Annotated in this window: 14 protein-coding genes; 8 read left to right on the top strand and 6 right to left on the bottom strand. The window is 42.8% G+C overall.

Going from position 1 to position 16,413, the window contains the following annotated elements; genetic code table 11:
• Positions 1-345 precede the first annotated feature (345 nt).
• Entirely contained in the window at positions 346-1,014 is a 669-nt protein-coding gene (gene lipB / locus PCC7418_RS14590) for a lipoyl(octanoyl) transferase LipB (RefSeq protein ID WP_015226956.1), read from the top strand.
• Positions 1,015-1,231: 217 nt separating this feature from the next.
• Here the strand turns inward: lipB and PCC7418_RS14585 are convergent, their stop codons facing one another.
• The 3 genes from PCC7418_RS14585 to PCC7418_RS19505 form a co-directional block, all read right to left on the bottom strand.
• The gene (locus tag PCC7418_RS14585; RefSeq protein WP_015226955.1) at positions 1,232-1,858 is read right to left on the bottom strand and encodes a hypothetical protein; all 627 of its coding nucleotides are present in this window, start codon (positions 1,856-1,858) and stop codon (positions 1,232-1,234) included.
• A complete protein-coding gene (coaD, locus tag PCC7418_RS14580) occupies positions 1,786-2,319 on the bottom strand; it encodes a pantetheine-phosphate adenylyltransferase (protein ID WP_015226954.1) in 534 nt (177 codons plus the stop codon). The genes PCC7418_RS14585 and coaD overlap by 73 nt, the downstream gene beginning before the upstream one ends.
• 199 nt (positions 2,320-2,518) lie before the next feature.
• Positions 2,519-7,222, bottom strand: a complete 4,704-nt coding sequence (locus tag PCC7418_RS19505) for a CBS domain-containing protein (RefSeq protein ID WP_015226953.1) — start codon at positions 7,220-7,222, stop codon at positions 2,519-2,521.
• Between the two features lie 30 nt (positions 7,223-7,252).
• Here PCC7418_RS19505 and PCC7418_RS14570 point away from each other — a divergent pair, with 30 nt between their 5' ends.
• The 3 genes from PCC7418_RS14570 (at position 7,253) to PCC7418_RS14560 (ending at position 9,786) form a co-directional block, all read left to right on the top strand.
• The gene (locus PCC7418_RS14570; RefSeq protein WP_015226952.1) at positions 7,253-7,738 is read left to right on the top strand and encodes an EVE domain-containing protein; all 486 of its coding nucleotides are present in this window, start codon (positions 7,253-7,255) and stop codon (positions 7,736-7,738) included.
• Between the two features lie 334 nt (positions 7,739-8,072).
• Positions 8,073-8,732 carry a DUF3120 domain-containing protein gene (locus PCC7418_RS14565; protein WP_235620804.1) on the top strand — a complete coding sequence of 220 codons (660 nt, stop codon included), beginning with the start codon at positions 8,073-8,075 and terminating at the stop codon, positions 8,730-8,732.
• Between the two features lie 448 nt (positions 8,733-9,180).
• Positions 9,181-9,786: a GNAT family N-acetyltransferase gene (locus tag PCC7418_RS14560; protein WP_015226950.1), complete on the top strand. Its 606-nt coding sequence runs from the start codon at positions 9,181-9,183 to the stop codon at positions 9,784-9,786.
• Positions 9,787-10,023: 237 nt separating this feature from the next.
• Here PCC7418_RS14560 and PCC7418_RS14555 read toward each other — a convergent pair whose 3' ends face one another.
• Both PCC7418_RS14555 and PCC7418_RS14550 read right to left on the bottom strand, forming a co-directional pair.
• Positions 10,024-10,836 (bottom strand): TPM domain-containing protein, encoded by an 813-nt coding sequence (locus tag PCC7418_RS14555; RefSeq protein ID WP_015226949.1) that lies wholly within the window; start codon positions 10,834-10,836, stop codon positions 10,024-10,026.
• 191 nt (positions 10,837-11,027) lie between these two features.
• Complete coding sequence (locus tag PCC7418_RS14550) at positions 11,028-11,945, bottom strand: DUF4434 domain-containing protein (RefSeq protein WP_015226948.1); 918 nt, start codon at positions 11,943-11,945, stop codon at positions 11,028-11,030.
• 147 nt (positions 11,946-12,092) lie between these two features.
• On the opposite strand from PCC7418_RS14550, the gene PCC7418_RS14545 reads away from it, so the two are divergent.
• Positions 12,093-12,557: an MOSC domain-containing protein gene (locus PCC7418_RS14545; RefSeq protein WP_015226947.1), complete on the top strand. Its 465-nt coding sequence runs from the start codon at positions 12,093-12,095 to the stop codon at positions 12,555-12,557.
• 262 nt (positions 12,558-12,819) lie between these two features.
• Positions 12,820-14,250, top strand: coding sequence for a sodium/glutamate symporter (locus tag PCC7418_RS14540; protein ID WP_015226946.1), 1,431 nt, complete (start codon positions 12,820-12,822; stop codon positions 14,248-14,250).
• Positions 14,251-14,415: 165 nt separating this feature from the next.
• Here the strand turns inward: PCC7418_RS14540 and dtd are convergent, their stop codons facing one another.
• On the bottom strand, positions 14,416-14,865 hold the full coding sequence (gene dtd, locus PCC7418_RS14535) for a D-aminoacyl-tRNA deacylase (RefSeq protein ID WP_015226945.1): 450 nt from the start codon (positions 14,863-14,865) through the stop codon (positions 14,416-14,418).
• 76 nt (positions 14,866-14,941) lie between these two features.
• Here dtd and PCC7418_RS14530 point away from each other — a divergent pair, with 76 nt between their 5' ends.
• Positions 14,942-15,442: a hypothetical protein gene (locus PCC7418_RS14530; RefSeq protein WP_015226944.1), complete on the top strand. Its 501-nt coding sequence runs from the start codon at positions 14,942-14,944 to the stop codon at positions 15,440-15,442.
• Between the two features lie 42 nt (positions 15,443-15,484).
• Positions 15,485-16,369, top strand: coding sequence for an alpha/beta fold hydrolase (locus PCC7418_RS14525; RefSeq protein ID WP_015226943.1), 885 nt, complete (start codon positions 15,485-15,487; stop codon positions 16,367-16,369).
• Positions 16,370-16,413 lie beyond the last annotated feature (44 nt).

Below are 16,413 nucleotides of genomic sequence, written 5' to 3'. Positions count from 1 at the left end.
ATGTACCTCATGAGATTGGGAAGTGCTATAGACTTAATCTTTAATTAACAAAAACTTAGTGCATTTGAGTGAGTTTCCCCTTGACTGTTTTTGATTGACTAATAACAGCCTTTGGGATTTGAATGGTGGATAAATACTAAAAAGCATCAACATTTTTCCTTCTTCTTAAGCTCTTTCAATTCAGCTTCGTCTCTTTCAACGGAAGGGATTTGTTGATGGGTAAGGATGTTTCCTCCGCTTGGCTTTTCTGTTCTGTTTCTACCCTAACACTTTGTATTCTACTTAACGATCCCCTCTGATGTGCTTTTTAATGGTTGTTAACATTTCTTGTTATTATTGAGAAAAATGAAGCAGTTGGGTAGTGAATTGAAACGACGTTGTTATTTAAAGAGGCAAGGAATTGTTCCCTATGCGGTTGCTTGGGAAGAGCAGCGATCGCTGCTGGAAGACCGTCTTAATAACCCAGAACGAGATGATATCTTGATTATACTCCAACACCCGCCTGTTTATACCCTTGGCACAGGGGCAACAGAAGAAAACCTCAAATTTGACCCACAAGCCAGTTCAATCCCCTTATATCGCACGGAACGGGGCGGAGAAGTCACTTATCACTGTTTAGGGCAGTTGGTCGGTTATCCGATTTTAAATTTGCGTTACTATCGCTGTGATTTGCACTGGTATTTGCGACAACTGGAAACGGTTTTGATTCGCACTCTGGGCGAGTATGGCTTGAGTGCAGAACGAGAAGCGGGGTTAACAGGCGTTTGGGTTAAGGGAGTGAAAGTTGGCGCGATCGGCATTAAAGCGAAACGCTGGTTCACCATGCACGGTTTTTCTCTCAATGTCTGTCCTGATCTCAGTGGGTTTTCACAAATTATCCCCTGTGGAATCCGCGATCGCGCTGTCGGAAGCCTCCAACAGTTTTGTCCAGACATTACCCTCTCTGAAGTACAGCAAACCCTAATCCGCAACTTTGCAGAAGTTTTCGAGGTAGAACTCTACTCTGACCAGTGAGCAGTGACCAGTTATCAGTGAGCAGTTATCAGTGAGCAGTGACCAGTTATCAGTTATCAGTTATCAGTGAGCAGTGACCAGTTATCAGTGAGCAGTGACCAATGACTAATGACTAATGACTAATGACCAATGACTAATGACTAATGACTAATGACCAATGACTAATGACTAATGACCAATGACCAATGACTAATGACTAATGACTAATGACCAATGACTAACTTGCTTTCCGTTTAGGTTTAGGCTTTTGAGGAGTTTCCTTCCCTTCATTGGGATTGAGTGTAGAACGACCATTGCGAGTGACCTTCAGCATCTCCTTTAAGTCATGTTCAAGATCCATCAGCACTGAGGCTGCATATTGCTCTGCATCACGGCGTAACTGTTCACATTCTGATTCCGTTTTTTGACGGAGTTTTTGGATTTCCTCCCAAGTTTCGCGACGATCCGCTTCACATTCCTGTTGGGTTTGAGTTTGGATTTGTGCTGCTTCTTGACGTGCCTGCTGGACGATACGGGTTTGATTCTTGATGCGTTCTGCTTCTTGATGGGCTTCTTGTAAGAGAGAATGACGTTCTGCATGAGCCTGTTGTAGAATTCTCTGCTTTTCTTCCAAGATGGAATAAGCCTCATCAAAAGCAGCATCGAGATTGTCCCACACTTCATCCATCGTGCTGAAAAATTCCTCCTCATTGATAAATTTATAAGGAGTTAAGGGAACATTATGACTAGTGCTGACAAACTCTTCCACCTTTTCCAACTTTTTTTGGATAATTAATTGTTCTTTGGAAGGTTGATTGTCTGATTGTTTGGGTTCGGATTCGCTGTAGGAGTTATTGCGTAACATTGATACACATCTTGGGCAACACTTTTGGGAATGAGATGCTCAACCGAGCCACCGAAACGAGCAATTTCTTTAACAACGCTGCTACTCAAGAAACTATACTCATTGGACGTTGCCAAAAAGACAGTTTCAAGATTGTCCGAGAGGGTTTGATTGGTGTGAGCCATCTGTAACTCTTTTTCAAAGTCAGATAAGACCCGTAACCCTCGTAAAAGGACTTTTGCACGGCGTTGTTTGGCATATTCTACCGCTAAGCCAGTAAACTGATCGATTTCCACACCAGATAGATGTTGAGTACAATCTTGGATTTGCTGGATTCGCTGTTGTACAGAAAACAAAGGTTCTTTACTTGGATTACACAAGACTGCTACGATCACGCGATCAAACAGTTGTGTGCCTCGTTCGATAATATCGAGATGCCCAAAGGTAATCGGATCAAAACTACCGGGGTAAATCGCAATCACCAGTCTTCCTCGGGATTAAGTAGAGCCTACAGTGAGGATTATAGTGGTAGATGGGTTTTTCTACCAAGTATTTTTTTTGTCATTAGTCATTAGTCATTGGTCATTCGTTATCAAACAACAAAGTAGATGTTACCCTTCGTAGGGTTTGCCTTGCAAACACTACCGTCTAAGGGCGAGGCTTGAATCCTGCCATCAAGGGTCAATGATGCAGTTGACTTCTGAGTTGTTCGCACTTTTCGTTAATTTCTTGAATGACTTTCTGACTGTCTTCTTCTAGGGCTTGGATCATCTCCAAGGGGATGGGATTATCTTTAGCGAGTAGTTTTTCAATGGTAATGCAACGATCGCGCAGCTTAAATGCTCCCATGGTTGCGCCTGTTCCTTTTAAGGTATGAATGGCTCGTTTCAAGGTTTTTAAGTCTCCTGTTTGGGCAGCATTAAGGGTTTGTACAACTAATTTCGGTAGATCATCACAGTAACTTTCAAGAATTTCTAGCAATGATGCAGGATCATCTTCTCCGATCAAAGAAGTCAATTGTTCTAAGGTATTTGTATCAATAACACTTTCCTTGGGTGACGCTGTAATAGGAGTAAGTTGGGGATCACTTTCTTGTAATACCGCAGTTAGTGACTCTATCATCACGGGCTTACTCAAATAGGCATCCATCCCCACTTCAACACATTGTTTTTGCACTTCTGGGGTCACATCGGCAGTCAAGGCAATAATACGAGGGCGTTGTTTCCCTGTCCAACGATCGCGAATTTCTTGAGTGGCTGTAATCCCGTCCATTTCGGGCATCCGCAAGTCCATCAAAATTAGATCATAGGGTTGAGTTTCTAAAGCAGTAATAGCAGCGCGACCATTTTCAACCACATCGGCGGTATAACCTAAACGTTTTAAGGTTTTGAGGATAACTTTTTGGTTGACTGGATTATCTTCGGCTAACAAAATTTTCAGATTAGAGAAGGATGTTGCTGCAACAGGAGAAGAGTGTTCTGAAGAAACTGTTGCCTCAGAGGGAGATGTAAAATAACGGATGAGGGTTTCATACAACCGAGATTGTTTTGGCGGTTGTTTCAAGACAGTGATGTTTGGTGTGCTAGGAAGAGAGAGATTCTTCATTCCCAGAGGAATTAAAACAATTAACGGCAGTGTTTGATATTCCTCAGATGTGATTAAAGTTTCGATCAGGTCTAATTGTGCAGTGGGTTCGCGGTTGAGGCTAATAATGGCACAATCGAAGGCTTCTCCTTGTTCAGTTAAGGTAAAAGCAGCAGCAGTGGAAGTGACTGCATTCGATTCCATCCCCCAACTACTCATCCCCACGGAAAGGACACTACAATTGAGGTGCGATTCTTCGACAATGAGAACGCGCTTTCCTTGTAAAACTTGAGAGATTGCAGAAGAGGTTGCTTCAGGCATGGGAAGGGTAAAATAGAAGCTAGAGCCAGAGCTTGGTTTTAGATTAGACATTAACTTTTGGTGTGCTTCCCAAGCGGGGAGGGGATTACCCGCAACTTTTCCTTGGCTCATTGCCCACATTTGACCCCCCATCAGGTTACAGAGACGTTTACTGATGGCAAGCCCTAAGCCTGTTCCTTCTGCACGGCGCGATCGCGAGGAATCGAGTTGGCTAAACGATTGAAATAGTTGATCCATTTTTTCTGGAGGAATCCCCACTCCCGTATCAGAGACACAAAACTGAATATGTTCAAGGGTTTGTTGAGTCACCAGCAGCAGAATCTCTCCTTGCTCGGTAAATTTAACCGCATTACTCAAAAGATTGGTCAAAATCTGCTGTAACCGCGTTTCATCCCCTGTCATTAACTGGGGAAGATTAGGATCAAGCCAATAAGCCAGTTCTAAATCTTTTTGTGCTGCTTGCTGGCTCACTAGGTCTATTGCATTTTCCACACAAGTGTATAAAGTGAAGTCTTGTTGTTCCAGTTCTAACTTTCCCGACTCTATTTTGGAAAAATCGAGAATATCGTTAATAATGGTGAGTAGTGTCTTGCCACTACTGCGAATGGTTTGGGCAAAGTCGAGTTGTTCTTCACTCAGGGGCGTGTCTAACAGGAGATCGCTCATCCCAATAATGGCATTCATCGGCGTGCGGATTTCGTGACTCATAGTGGCGAGAAAGTCACTTTTGGCTTGGTTGGCTGCTTCAGCACGGGCGGTTGCTGCTTCGAGGGCTTCATTCTGGCGGTTTTTCGCTTCTAAAAGTTTGGCTTGCGCGATCGCGACTCCCACTTGTTCCGCAACATCTTCCAATAATTTAACTTCTTCTTCTGTCCATTCTCGATAGTAATCACATTGATGTAAACCAATAATGCCGTTGGCTAAGCCTTGATAAGAGGTGCGGATGGCTAGCATGGATTTTAAGTTAACTTCTCGGCAGATCGGCTGGGCTAGTAGGGGATCGGAATAAACATCAGGAGAAGAAATCGCGCGATCGCGCCTTAAAAGAGCTTTTATATGAGGATTCCCTTCTACTGGTATGATCAAATGTTGAATCGAAAAACAACTTTCCGAAAGATACTCAGCAACAAATGGCACTTGCGGAGGGGTTGTATCGGGAAGATAAGTATGAATCAAGCAGCGATCGACCTGTAACGTTTGCCCCAATTTCCGAGCCGTTGTTTGACACAGTTCATTAAAATCTAGCTTAGAACGGATTTCATTAATAATACTTTTGAGGAGTTGCGACCGTTGCAATTGTTCTTTTAAGGCTGCTTCTGCTTGTTGACGTTTCTCTTCTGCACGACTGGCGGTAATTAATTTTCCTAAGTCATGAGCCATCAACTCCATAATTTCAATCTCATGATTTTGAAAGCCCTGTTCCCGAATGATTGTAGCGGAAAAATTCAGCGTTCCATAAATTTCATTTTCGACAAAAATCGGAGTGCCAATGTAACTTTCAAGGTGTAAATTCTGATAAACAGGATGCTGGGATAGTTTAGGATCAGCCCCGACATTTTGATAAGTAACAGTTTTCTGAGTGCGGATCACTTCTGCACAATAAGTATTTTTTAACTCAAACTTTAACCCTACTTCCAATCCGTCTAAATCGGAATGGATCGCTAACACTTGATAAGATGAGCCTGTCACTTCGCTGATAATCCCCGTCGATAGCCCAAAAATTTGGCAACCCACTTCTAGATACTCTCTCGCTAACGTCGTAAAATCATCATAATCTTGGGTACTGAGTTGATGAAGTGCTTTCAGACTCTCACTAAAATGTTTAAGGGTTGCTGTTTTTTCTTGCAGAGCGAACTCAGCTTGTTTACGAGGAGTAATATCTTTAACAAGGTAAGAACACCGTGGAAAATTCCCGACTTGTGAGGTGAGGGGAGAAACGGTTACTGTCAGCCATAGCTGTTGAGACTGATGATAATAATCAAATGTAACGGGTTTTTCTTCCTGCAAACATTGCTGATAAGCCCCTAACCAGCTTTGAATTGCTGCTTCAGGAATGCCCAATTCCCGAGCCGTTTTTCCTTGCATTGTTTCTGGAGACCGCCCAAAAAAGTTTGCTGTGGCAGCATTATCAGAAAGATGACGAATATCGTTGGGTAAAATTTCTACCACTCCCATCCTCATCTGATTTTGGTGATAGAAAGAATGGAGTAAGGATTCACTTTCGGTACGAGCTTTTTCTGCTAGGCGACGCGCTGTAATATCATTGGCAACTAGGGTAACTCCCGCTAAATTTTGAGTCCGAGGATCGTAAAACGGCTCGAAATTAGTTAAATAAACCCGACCAAACCATTCAAACTCAACCGTGCAATTTTCTCCTTGTAAGGCTTTTCGGTGACAAGCAAGAAGACTTTTGTTAGGGTCATCCGAAAAAATTTCTGATAAGAATTTCCCTTCTATGTCTTGCTGAGACAGTTTATTTGTATTTAAACCCGCCCCTTCTACCAACAAAAAACGACCCTCTTGATCTAGCAGTGCAATCAGCCCTTCAAACCAGTTTCGCACCACATTCCCATAAAAATAATCTCGTCTTTCCAGTTTCTGTTTCGCCTCTTCTAGTGCTGTTGTTTTTTCCGTGAGGGTGGTTTGCAATGCCGAAATCGTCTCTGTAATTTCTTTGGGATCAAGGGCTTGTAATAAACTGGTTTGGGTGACAATTCCCTTTAACTCCCCGCTTTCTCCAACCACCACTAACCGTCGCACGCGCAGTTGATCCATTTTGACTTTGGCTTCCCAGAGAGATTGATCGGGAGAAAGTAACTGTAAGGGCTGACTCATCACTGTTTCCGCAGCGATCGCGCTAAAATCTAGCCCTGACACCTGAAACTGCACCATATCCCGCTCAGTTAAAATCCCTATTGGTTGAACCAGATCACTCTGATGGAATCGATCCACAATGACAATACAACTGACGCTGTACTGCGCCATCTGACGAGCAATATCCAAGAGGGTAGCTTGACCAAAGGCGCAACAAACATTCTCCGACATCACCTCATCCACTCGTTTCAGTTTTAAGAGGTTTTCGGGTTGCAACGCTCGACAAAGGCTATTGTGAGCAATCAACCCCAATAAGTTGTCCTCTTGATCCACAACAGGGAGATGGCGAATCTCACGGTTACGGATCATCTCTAAAACCCGAAAAATATTTGTCTTTTCATTTAACTGGAGAGTTGTAACAGGAGAGGTCATTACTTCTTGCAGTGAAATTTCCTTGAAATCCCTTGTCGTTTCTGCAATTAATTGGACGAGATCCCGTTCGGTAAAAATCCCTTCTACCCTTCTTTGTTGACCCACCAAGGTATAACTCAATCCTTGTTTCCTCATACCCTGAATTGCTGATAAGAGAGATACTTCAGGGGCAAGTAACAAAGGATCTTTTTGAATAGCACTGTCCAATTTTGGGTCAAGGAAAAGCTGAGACATAATTGAGCAAAGAGTAGAGATAAAAAACTTATGAATTACTGGCTTTTGAAGTCTGAACCAAGTGATTACAGCATTAATGATTTAGAGTGTGATAAAAGTGTAATTTGGGATGGAGTTAGAAACTATCAAGCACGTAACTTTTTACGTGAAATGGAGTATGAAGACATAGCATTCTTTTATCACTCTAACGTTAAACCACCCAGTATAGTCGGTTTAGCCCGTGTTATCGCAACAAACCTTGCAGATCCGACCCAGTTTGATCCTGAAAGCAAATATTTTGACCCAAAAGCTACACCAGAACATCCCCGTTGGCAAACGGTCAAAGTGGAATTCATAGAAAAATTTAATCAAGGATTGTCCCTTCCTCAGTTAAAAACAATGTTCACCCCAGAAGAATTAGCGGTGGTGAAAAAAGGAAATCGTCTCTCCGTAATACCAGTCCCTTCAGATACCGCCCAGCGTCTCTTAAAACAGCTATCGGTGAATAATCCCCCTAGCCCCCTTGGAAAGGAGTAATCCCCCTAGCCCCCTTGGAAAGGGGTAATCCCCCTAGCCCCCTTGGAAAGGGGTAATCCCCCTAGCCCCCTTGGAAAGGGGTAATCCCCCTAGCCCCCTTGGAAAGGGGGAACTTAGGAATGACCAAAGAACAAATAACAAAAACCAAGATCTTGCTCATCAAACCCAAGAACTGAATCGAGTGAGCAATGTTAAAATAATCTATATCCCCCCCTGGGGGATCTGATTCTCTGTGATATATTAAAATTAGTAAAGATTAGTTAAGAAGATTAAAACATTGTTTAAAAGTTCTTGGTTTCCCCCATCAATTGCCGAAGTTAGCGAACGCCTCCAAATTTACGGGAGAGCGTTTCTCCTCAAACAAAAGCACTGGCTAGTCTTTGGCGCATCTGGCTTTTTAGTCTCCATTCCTGTTTTTGCCCAAGCGCCCATGGTGCGAGAATTTCCTATCATGAGTTTAATTCTGACGCTGGGATGGCTCGGATTAGGGATTGCTTGGTTTCGTCGCCCCAAAACCTCACTCTGGGGCGATTTGATTATTGGCTTTACTTGGAGTTGGCTCGCGGGATCGATTTATTGGGGATGGTTTCGCTGGGAACCGATCATTCATTTACCAGTAGAGGCGATTGGTTTACCCTTTGCCTTTTTTGCTTTGGCTAGAGGCTGGGGACAAGTGGGCAACTTATTTTACTTGGGATCATTACTGGGAACTGCACTCACCGATGTTTACTTCTATTTAACGGGTTTAATGCCTCACTGGCGAGAATTGATGCGTGTTGATCCCGCTTTATATAAACCCATTTTCCAAGATGCCCTTGCTCAGATGCAAACGCCTTGGAGTGCGGTTTGTGCAATCACAATTGTTAGTCTTCTTTCTGGGTTGGGAATCTTTGGGATTAGGCAAAATACGCTACCTTGGTGGGCGTTTAGTGGCGCGATCCTCAGCACGTTATTGGTAGATGGTTTATTTTGGGTTGCTGCAACAATGGCATAACCGATCAGTTACCAGTGATCAGTGACCAGTTACCAGTTACCAGTGGATAGTGGATATAGCAATATGATCTCATTTGTAAGAACTAGCTCAACATTACGATCCCCCCCACCCCCCTTACTAAGGGGGAATTAAAGGGGGATTGCTGGGGGGGTATAACTGATTTAGGATTGCTATAGTGGATAGTCAAAAAGAAGAAACAAAACTACCCACTTAATAAATGACTAATGACGACGGAGAGATAAGGCGAGATGTGCTAGCATTGACCCATTTGGCGCATTTGAAACTGAAAATTGTTAGAGTGCGACAGTTGATTTCCTTATTTAGAAAGAAAAATCTCAGAAAAATAATCTATGTTCCTGCTGATGAATGTGTTATTTAATTGCATTCAAACGACAATAATAAAGTAGAACCCGCGATATCTTAAACTAAGTCAGATTTCTTTCGTAGAATGACTGTGAACGCTTACTCTTCTCCTTTTCCAACCTCCTCGTCTTCTGTATCCAATCCCTGTCCGACCGATAGTTTTACGATTCGCCCCGCCCGCTTTGATGATTTGGGAGGGGTTACTGAGGTTTTGACCCAGAGCTTTCATTCCCCTCAAGGCTTGGGGATATTGATGTATCCTTTTTTGAAGTTTGGGATTTATGAAGATATTCGCAGTCGCATGAGCAGCGATCGCGCTTACTATACTTGTTTAGTGGCAACTGCAGCTTCTACAGGTAAAATTACAGGAACAGTAGAACTGGGTTTAAACTGTCCTGAAGGATGGATTCCGAAACAGTATCAATCCACTTATATTTCTAATCTAGCGGTGAGTCCTCAGTATCGCCGACAAGGGATTGCACAGCGTTTGTTGCGTAGCTGTGAACAAGTGAGCCGTCAGTGGGGCTTTAAGCAAATTTATCTTCATGTGTTGGATAATAATGAAGGAGCACAAAAACTCTATGCGCGATCGGGGTATCAACAGTGTCGCATTGAACCCAGTGTCACCGCTTGGCTCTTGAAGCAACCGCGACGAGTGCTTTTAGGGAAATCAGTGACCAGTCATCAGTGACCAGTGATCAGTTATCAGTTCCAGTAACTAATGACCAATGACCAATGACTAATGACCAATGACCAATGACTAATGACCAATGACCAATGACCAATGACTAATGACCAATGACTAATGACCAATGACTAATGACCAATGACCAATGACCAATGACCAATGACCAATGACTAATGACTAATGACCAATGACTAATGACTAATAAATAAGAGACGCTCAGGGGAACGCCTCTAATTAATTTTATGTTTTACCTTCAGAGCGTGCGGATTCATTGATGATAGGGGTTAAATACACCACTAACGCCCCTAACATAAATCCAAGGACATTCCGTAGCAGAGGGAGCCAGTCCGCAGTTCGAGTGACAACTGGTCCGATACCAAAGGCTATAAAGAGAATACCCCAGAGTGGAGAGAAAATTAACGCCCATTGCCAAGCAATCACTTGATCTTCTTTGCGGGGGCGTGCTGCTAAACCAAAGACAACTCCACCGACAACAGATGTAATGAGGGTGAGAATCCATTGTTCTCGCGGTAAGCCTGGAACGACGCTACAACCGCCTTTTGCTAAGCAGCCTTTGACTGTATCTAAAGATTGCGCGATCGCGTTGTTTTCGCCATTTTCCCGCACATAATACATATTTCCGAAACGGGTTTGCAGTTCCACCCAAAAGGTGCGAGGAAGGACATCATAGACATCATCTCCCACATTAAACGCGAGAAGATTTCCCCCACGAGCATCAGCAACGAGTAAAACACTTTGATCATTTAGCCCCCAATAGTTTTTTACCGCACGACCTGGGGTTTGGTCATATTGAGTTAAAATACGGAGTTTCCAACCTGTTTCCGCTTCAAATTCCTCGATATCTTCAATTAATGATTCTTCTTGTAATTTGGGCAAAAAATTCGCTAAATCAATAATGGGCGTTTCTTCTTGCGGGAGTAAAGAGGGATCATCATAGGCTTGGGCTTGTAGCGGATGACTCAGCCATGCGGTTAAACCAAAGCAACAGCTAATGAAGAGGAGAAGGAAGCGACGGAAGAAAGGATGGGACATTTTTATATATTGGCTTAATTGCGACATTTCTTAAATAATTACGAACAAGCTCAAAAAGTTTACACTTGTTTACTTTATTTTAAGGAAAGTAACGAAAAAGTTACAGGGAAAACATTAATTTTTCTAACCTAAGACAGGTATTGGTCACTGGTCACTGTTCACTGATCACTGGTCACTGGTCACTGGTCACTTCAACTTTCTCGATTGTTAATCCACTCCCAATATTGCTGGTGTAGATGGTGCGCGGAGGGGTAAATGGAGTTGGGACTCATAAAATGAGAAAATTCAAAGGTAATCAGTTTATCAACAGCAGCAGCTTCGGCTTGCTCAATTTTATAGCGCAGTTTGCGAAAGTCTAGAGGCGGAAACTTTAGCGCCACATCCCGATCAAAACTCTCCACATTACTCCATGAGGTTAATCCATATTTGCTGGCGAGTTTGCGGTTGGCTTGTAAGTATTCTGGTAAGTCTCGATAGGCAACATTTCCATCTTGAAAGGCGACAATATCTACAATTCCCTGTAAGCGAGCAAAAACCGATTCCCACTCGTGGATATGTTCATCAAGAGAAATCGCTCGATGACCAAATTGTTTAATGCCTTTGATATAAGGTGAGATTAAAATGGGAACGTCTCGCAGTTGCTTCAGATGACGGGAAAGATCTTCGTAAACGTGCATCATGCCTTCATTGTAAGTATTAATTTCATGACTGATATACCACCCACCAAAAGCAGAATGATGTCCGTAACGCTCAATAAACTCTTCACAAAATGCTTTGTTGATATCGGTTTCGGTTCGATAATCTCCGTTTAGCCAATAATTCCCAGAGTCATACGTCCCAAAATAAAAAGTCATTCCATAACGGTTGGCGAGAGTGAGGAATAATTCAACTAAGTCAGTATAAACGGGAAGAATACCAATGTTGTCTTGTAAAGTCTGGGAGGGGAATGTTGCTTGTGCTTTATAACCAGCGCGGATTAAGATGACGGTATCAATTCCCACCTGTTGCATTGCTGCAAAATCTTTTTCCCAAGCGCGATCGCGCCAATTTTGAGAGGGAATATCATGAGTAATTTCATCAAGAAAGGTTCCAGTAATTGCTGGTTTCATCAGGCTATATCCCATTATTTAGAAGGGCTAAAGCCTTTAGTTTAGTCGCTTTGATTAGCAACCGTCAAAACAGTTAATCTACCGGTTAGTTAATGTTTCCGATCTGTTTCATGATCAGGAGAATAAAGTAAAAACATTCTCTTGAATATGACAAAACAGAACATGACAGAAGGACGGGTGGAAGCGATTTGGATTAAACGATTTAAACGGGGTCCCATGGATGCTGTAGAACAAGCAGAAATGGTTGCAAACCAAGGACTAGTGGGAAATGCTGATCAAGGGGGACGGCGACAGATTACTATCCTTGATGCTGCGGTCTGGGAACAAGCCATAGCAGAATTGGGAGTGAAGATTGATCCCACAGCGCGACGAGCAAATATTCTGGTGCGAGGGCTTGATTTAGCGAATCGTCGCAAACAGATCTTACAGTTGGGAGACTGTCGCATCCGAATTTTTAACGAAGCCAAACCCTGCGAACGAATGGATGAGGTGCAATTGGGATTAAAAGCAGCCTTATACGATAACTGGCGCGGTGGGGCCTGTGGTCAAGTGATTACGGGTGGAAGGGTACAGGTGGGAGATGTTGCCCAGTGGCAATTAGAAACGTCTTAATCCAGTAACTTAATCTAGATTTTTAGGTGATTAAAAGCATTATATAATATACTATAAATCACTTTTACGGGCAAAAAGGGAAGTTTTTTCTCTATCTTAGGTCAGATTCAATACATTATTGAACCTTTGCATCCCTGAAATGTAATAATTGCTACTACTTGCTGACAGGAAAGCTCCCACACTGTAACCTGTCTCTACTGCACTCATCTAGAAGTAGGGACTGTCTTATATCGTAGTTCAGAAGAGGAAGGATTATAGTCAATTGAACACCACTAACTTAGGATTAGGAGATGTTTTTGCAGCGTTTATCGTTTTAGGGCTATTCCTCCTGATTGGACGATTTTTAAAACAGACAATTAAGCTGTTTGATTTACTTTATTTACCAGAATCGATCCTCGCGGGAGGCTTAGCTTTATTACTAGGAAAAGAAGGATTAGGTCATCTAGTTCCAGCTTCCAGCTTCTTGGCTCATCAAGGGATTTTTCCAGAAAATATTGCTACCGTTTGGTCACAAGCTCCCAGTGTTTTTATTAATCTTGTGTTTGCGACACTTTTTCTCGGGGAAACCATTCCCAGCCCCAAAGAAATTTGGCAGAAAGTTGCGCCTCAAGTCGCGTTTTCTCAAATTTTGGCGTGGGGACAATATGTGGTTGGCTTAGGAATGACACTGCTGGTTTTAACTCCTGTTTTTGGCATGAATCCCATTGCAGGTGCACTGATTGAAATGGCGTTTGAAGGGGGTCATGGAACGGCTGCAGGAATGGCTGCTGTTTTAGATGATTTTGGCTTTCAGGAAGGAGGAGAAATTGCGTTAGGCTTAGCAACAGTCGGCTTGATTTCTGGTGTAGTGACGGGAACAATTTTGATTAATTGGGGACGGAGAAAAGGTCATATTTCTTCAGGACATAAACCTGATTTATCTTTCGATTCTTCTCCTCAGGAAGCTGGCGATGATTCCCATGAGTTGCAAACGGAATATAAAAGTTTAGGGAAAAATTTATTAATCGATCCCTTATCGATTAATTTAGGATTTGTCGCGATCGCGCTGACATTAGGCTGGCTCATTTTAGAAGGATTAAAAGAATTAGAAGCCCTCACTTGGAGTAAAATAGACATTGAAATTATGAACTATGTCCCTTTATTTCCGATGGCGCTGATTGGTGGGTTAATTGTTCAAATTTCTATGAGGCGTTTAGGGCTAGATGGGTTAATTCTAAGACCGCTACAGAAAAATATTGCTGGGGTTGCTTTGGATGCCGTTATTTTCAGCGCGATCGCGTCCATTTCTCTGGGTGTATTGGGGACAAACCTCATCCCATTTTTAATTTTATCCGTTGCTGGTATTGCTTGGAATATTTTTGCTTTTCTATTCTTTGCCCCGCGCATTCTTCCCACTCATTGGTTTGAACGCGGAATTGGCGATATTGGACAATCCATGGGAGTAACAGCAACTGGTTTATTATTGCTGCAAATGGTCGATCCAGCTAATGAAACCGAAGCGTTAGAAAGTTTTGCCTATAAGCAATTGCTCTTTGAACCGATTATGGGAGGCGGTTTCTTTACCGCAGCAGCCCCCATTTTGGTGTTTCAGTTAGGAGGAATGCCCGTTTTAATTTTAACAGGAGGGTTCTTAGTCTTTTGGATTATTTTTGGCTTATTTAATTTCAATGTTAAACCGAAAACTTTGATGTAGTATAGGCGTTTTCACTCTGATCAGGTAGATTCCAAATTTTTGTTCTTGGTTCTTGGTTCTTCGTTCTTTGGTAACTGGTCACTGGGAGAAGTCCCATGGAAGGTCTCGACATTGGTTAGTTTTCTCAACAGACTCAGAAAGGCTATATCTTGTTCTTTTTTAATCTCAACTATCCCGTTCTAAGAAAAGCGTAACTGGACCATCATTTTCAATGCTAACCTGCATATTTGCTCCAAATTTTCCTGTGGCGACAGACAAACCGCTTTCCTTGAGTTTACTAACAAAAAGATCATAGAAAAATTCGGCAGATTCAGGAGAAGCCGATCCACTAAAAGAGGGACGACGACCTTTGCGACAGTCACCATAAAGAGTGAATTGGCTAACCACTAAAATCTCTCCTTGAATGTCTTGCACAGAATAATCCCAACCTGAATTTCCGTTTTCTTTGGGAAATAATCTCAGATCAAGACACTTGCGTACCATCCAATTGACTTCTGTTTCGGTGTCAGAGGGGGCAATTCCCACCAATAAATTTAATCCTCGTCCGATCGCGCCTATAATTTCGCCATTGACTGTCACTTGTGAGGATTTGACTCGCTGAATAATCACACGCATTTGAATAATTTTAAGAACTCAGACAAAATGATCAATTGTCGGATTATGATTAAACCATAAGTCTCCATATTTGCTTATGAATCCCCCTCAAGATAACGAAGACCAGCAAAAAAGAGAACAAGATAACAACCTCCAACGGGAAATTGTATCAGAGCAACGCTATTCTCTTGCCAGCGCGATCGCGCGGGAAGGCGGAAACTTCTTAAAAGGCGAATCTCCCGTTCCCAAACTGGTGCAAGTCACCACAGAAATCAACTTGTATATTGATCGCCATCTTCCCGACTCCTCTGGCGCACTACAAGCAGTTTTAAAGCGATGGGTAAAATCAGATTCTATCGTGAGTCAGCACCTAGACTCTCCTCTCACTAGCTTAGAAAAAATCATCGACAAAATCTTGCAAAACCAAGAACTCTTCTATGAAATGGTGCGACAAGCAGACTTGAAATGGGGACAAATGTACGAAGAACGTCCTTATTTCCAAAAACCGGGGGATCCGCCTCATCCTGAAGATGAATATAGCCATGAATCAGTACGGGAAAAACTTGCTGAGTTACGGCAAAAAGTTGCCTCGCGCTAAACTGATGATGTCACCCCAGCATGACTTCTCATTCTTAGCAAAATGCGACAGTATCAACCCATTGGTTTTCAACAGCGCACCCTCTCCACCAAACTGGGGCAAATGGTATATTCAGTCCCCGATCAAGCCTTCTATCCCGAAACCACTCCACAGCGCGATCCTTTAGTTTTTCTCCATAGCTTAGGCGGAGGATCTTCAGCTTATGAATGGTCACAAGTTTATCCCAGTTTCGCCACGACCCATCACGTTATCGCACCGGATCTCATTGGCTGGGGAGATTCCCATCATCCTCAAATTCGTTACTCTCCAGAAGACTACCTCAATATTATCCAAACCCTTCTCGAACAAACCACTACTGCACCAGCTTGGGTGGTTGCATCTTCTTTAACTGCAGGTTTAACCATTCGTTTAGCCATTACCAAACCTGAACTCTTTCGAGGCTTACTGTTAGTGTCTCCCTCGGGTTATCGGGATTTTAGTGAAGATTATCGCCAACAAGCATCCTCACAACTGCTGAGTGTACCAGGGTTAGATCAGTTAATTTATGCGGTTGGGGCTGCTAATGAATGGGCGGTTCGGAATTTTTTAGAACAGTTTTTGTTTGCGGATCCGTCTCGTCTTAATGAAGAAATCGTTTCTGCTTATTTAGCTTCGGCGTTAAAGCCCAATGCGGAATATGCAGCCCTAGCTTCTTTAAGGGGCGATATCTGTTTTGATTTAGCAGAATATATGCCAGATTTAAAAGTACCCACGATTTTAATCTGGGGCGCACAATCTCGCTTTAGCCGTCCGCAACAAGGAAAACGCTTAGCCAACTTAAACCCAGATCTAATTCAAGGTTTCCATATCATCCCCAGAACTGGGGTTTTGCCTCATCTGGAAAATCCATCCATTGTTACCAGTTTGCTGGCTTATTATTTGTACTGAAACAGGGGAAGTCTGCTTCGAGATTCTTTACGTCTTTTGCATGG

Source organism: Halothece sp. PCC 7418 (assembly GCF_000317635.1).
Taxonomy (GTDB): Bacteria; Cyanobacteriota; Cyanobacteriia; order Cyanobacteriales; family Rubidibacteraceae; genus Halothece.
This window is presented reverse-complemented; position numbering and strand designations above follow the sequence as displayed.

Coding starts and splice junctions, on each gene's coding strand:
- lipB (WP_015226956.1), top strand. CDS start 346: ATGAAGCAGTTGGGTAGTGAATTGAAACGACGTTGTTATTTAAAGAGG.
- PCC7418_RS14585 (WP_015226955.1), bottom strand. CDS start 1,858: ATGTTACGCAATAACTCCTACAGCGAATCCGAACCCAAACAATCAGAC.
- PCC7418_RS19505 (WP_015226953.1), bottom strand. CDS start 7,222: ATGTCTCAGCTTTTCCTTGACCCAAAATTGGACAGTGCTATTCAAAAA.
- PCC7418_RS14570 (WP_015226952.1), top strand. CDS start 7,253: ATGAATTACTGGCTTTTGAAGTCTGAACCAAGTGATTACAGCATTAAT.
- PCC7418_RS14560 (WP_015226950.1), top strand. CDS start 9,181: ATGACTGTGAACGCTTACTCTTCTCCTTTTCCAACCTCCTCGTCTTCT.
- PCC7418_RS14555 (WP_015226949.1), bottom strand. CDS start 10,836: ATGTCCCATCCTTTCTTCCGTCGCTTCCTTCTCCTCTTCATTAGCTGT.
- PCC7418_RS14550 (WP_015226948.1), bottom strand. CDS start 11,945: ATGAAACCAGCAATTACTGGAACCTTTCTTGATGAAATTACTCATGAT.
- PCC7418_RS14545 (WP_015226947.1), top strand. CDS start 12,093: ATGACAAAACAGAACATGACAGAAGGACGGGTGGAAGCGATTTGGATT.
- dtd (WP_015226945.1), bottom strand. CDS start 14,865: ATGCGTGTGATTATTCAGCGAGTCAAATCCTCACAAGTGACAGTCAAT.
- PCC7418_RS14530 (WP_015226944.1), top strand. CDS start 14,942: ATGAATCCCCCTCAAGATAACGAAGACCAGCAAAAAAGAGAACAAGAT.
- PCC7418_RS14525 (WP_015226943.1), top strand. CDS start 15,485: ATGCGACAGTATCAACCCATTGGTTTTCAACAGCGCACCCTCTCCACC.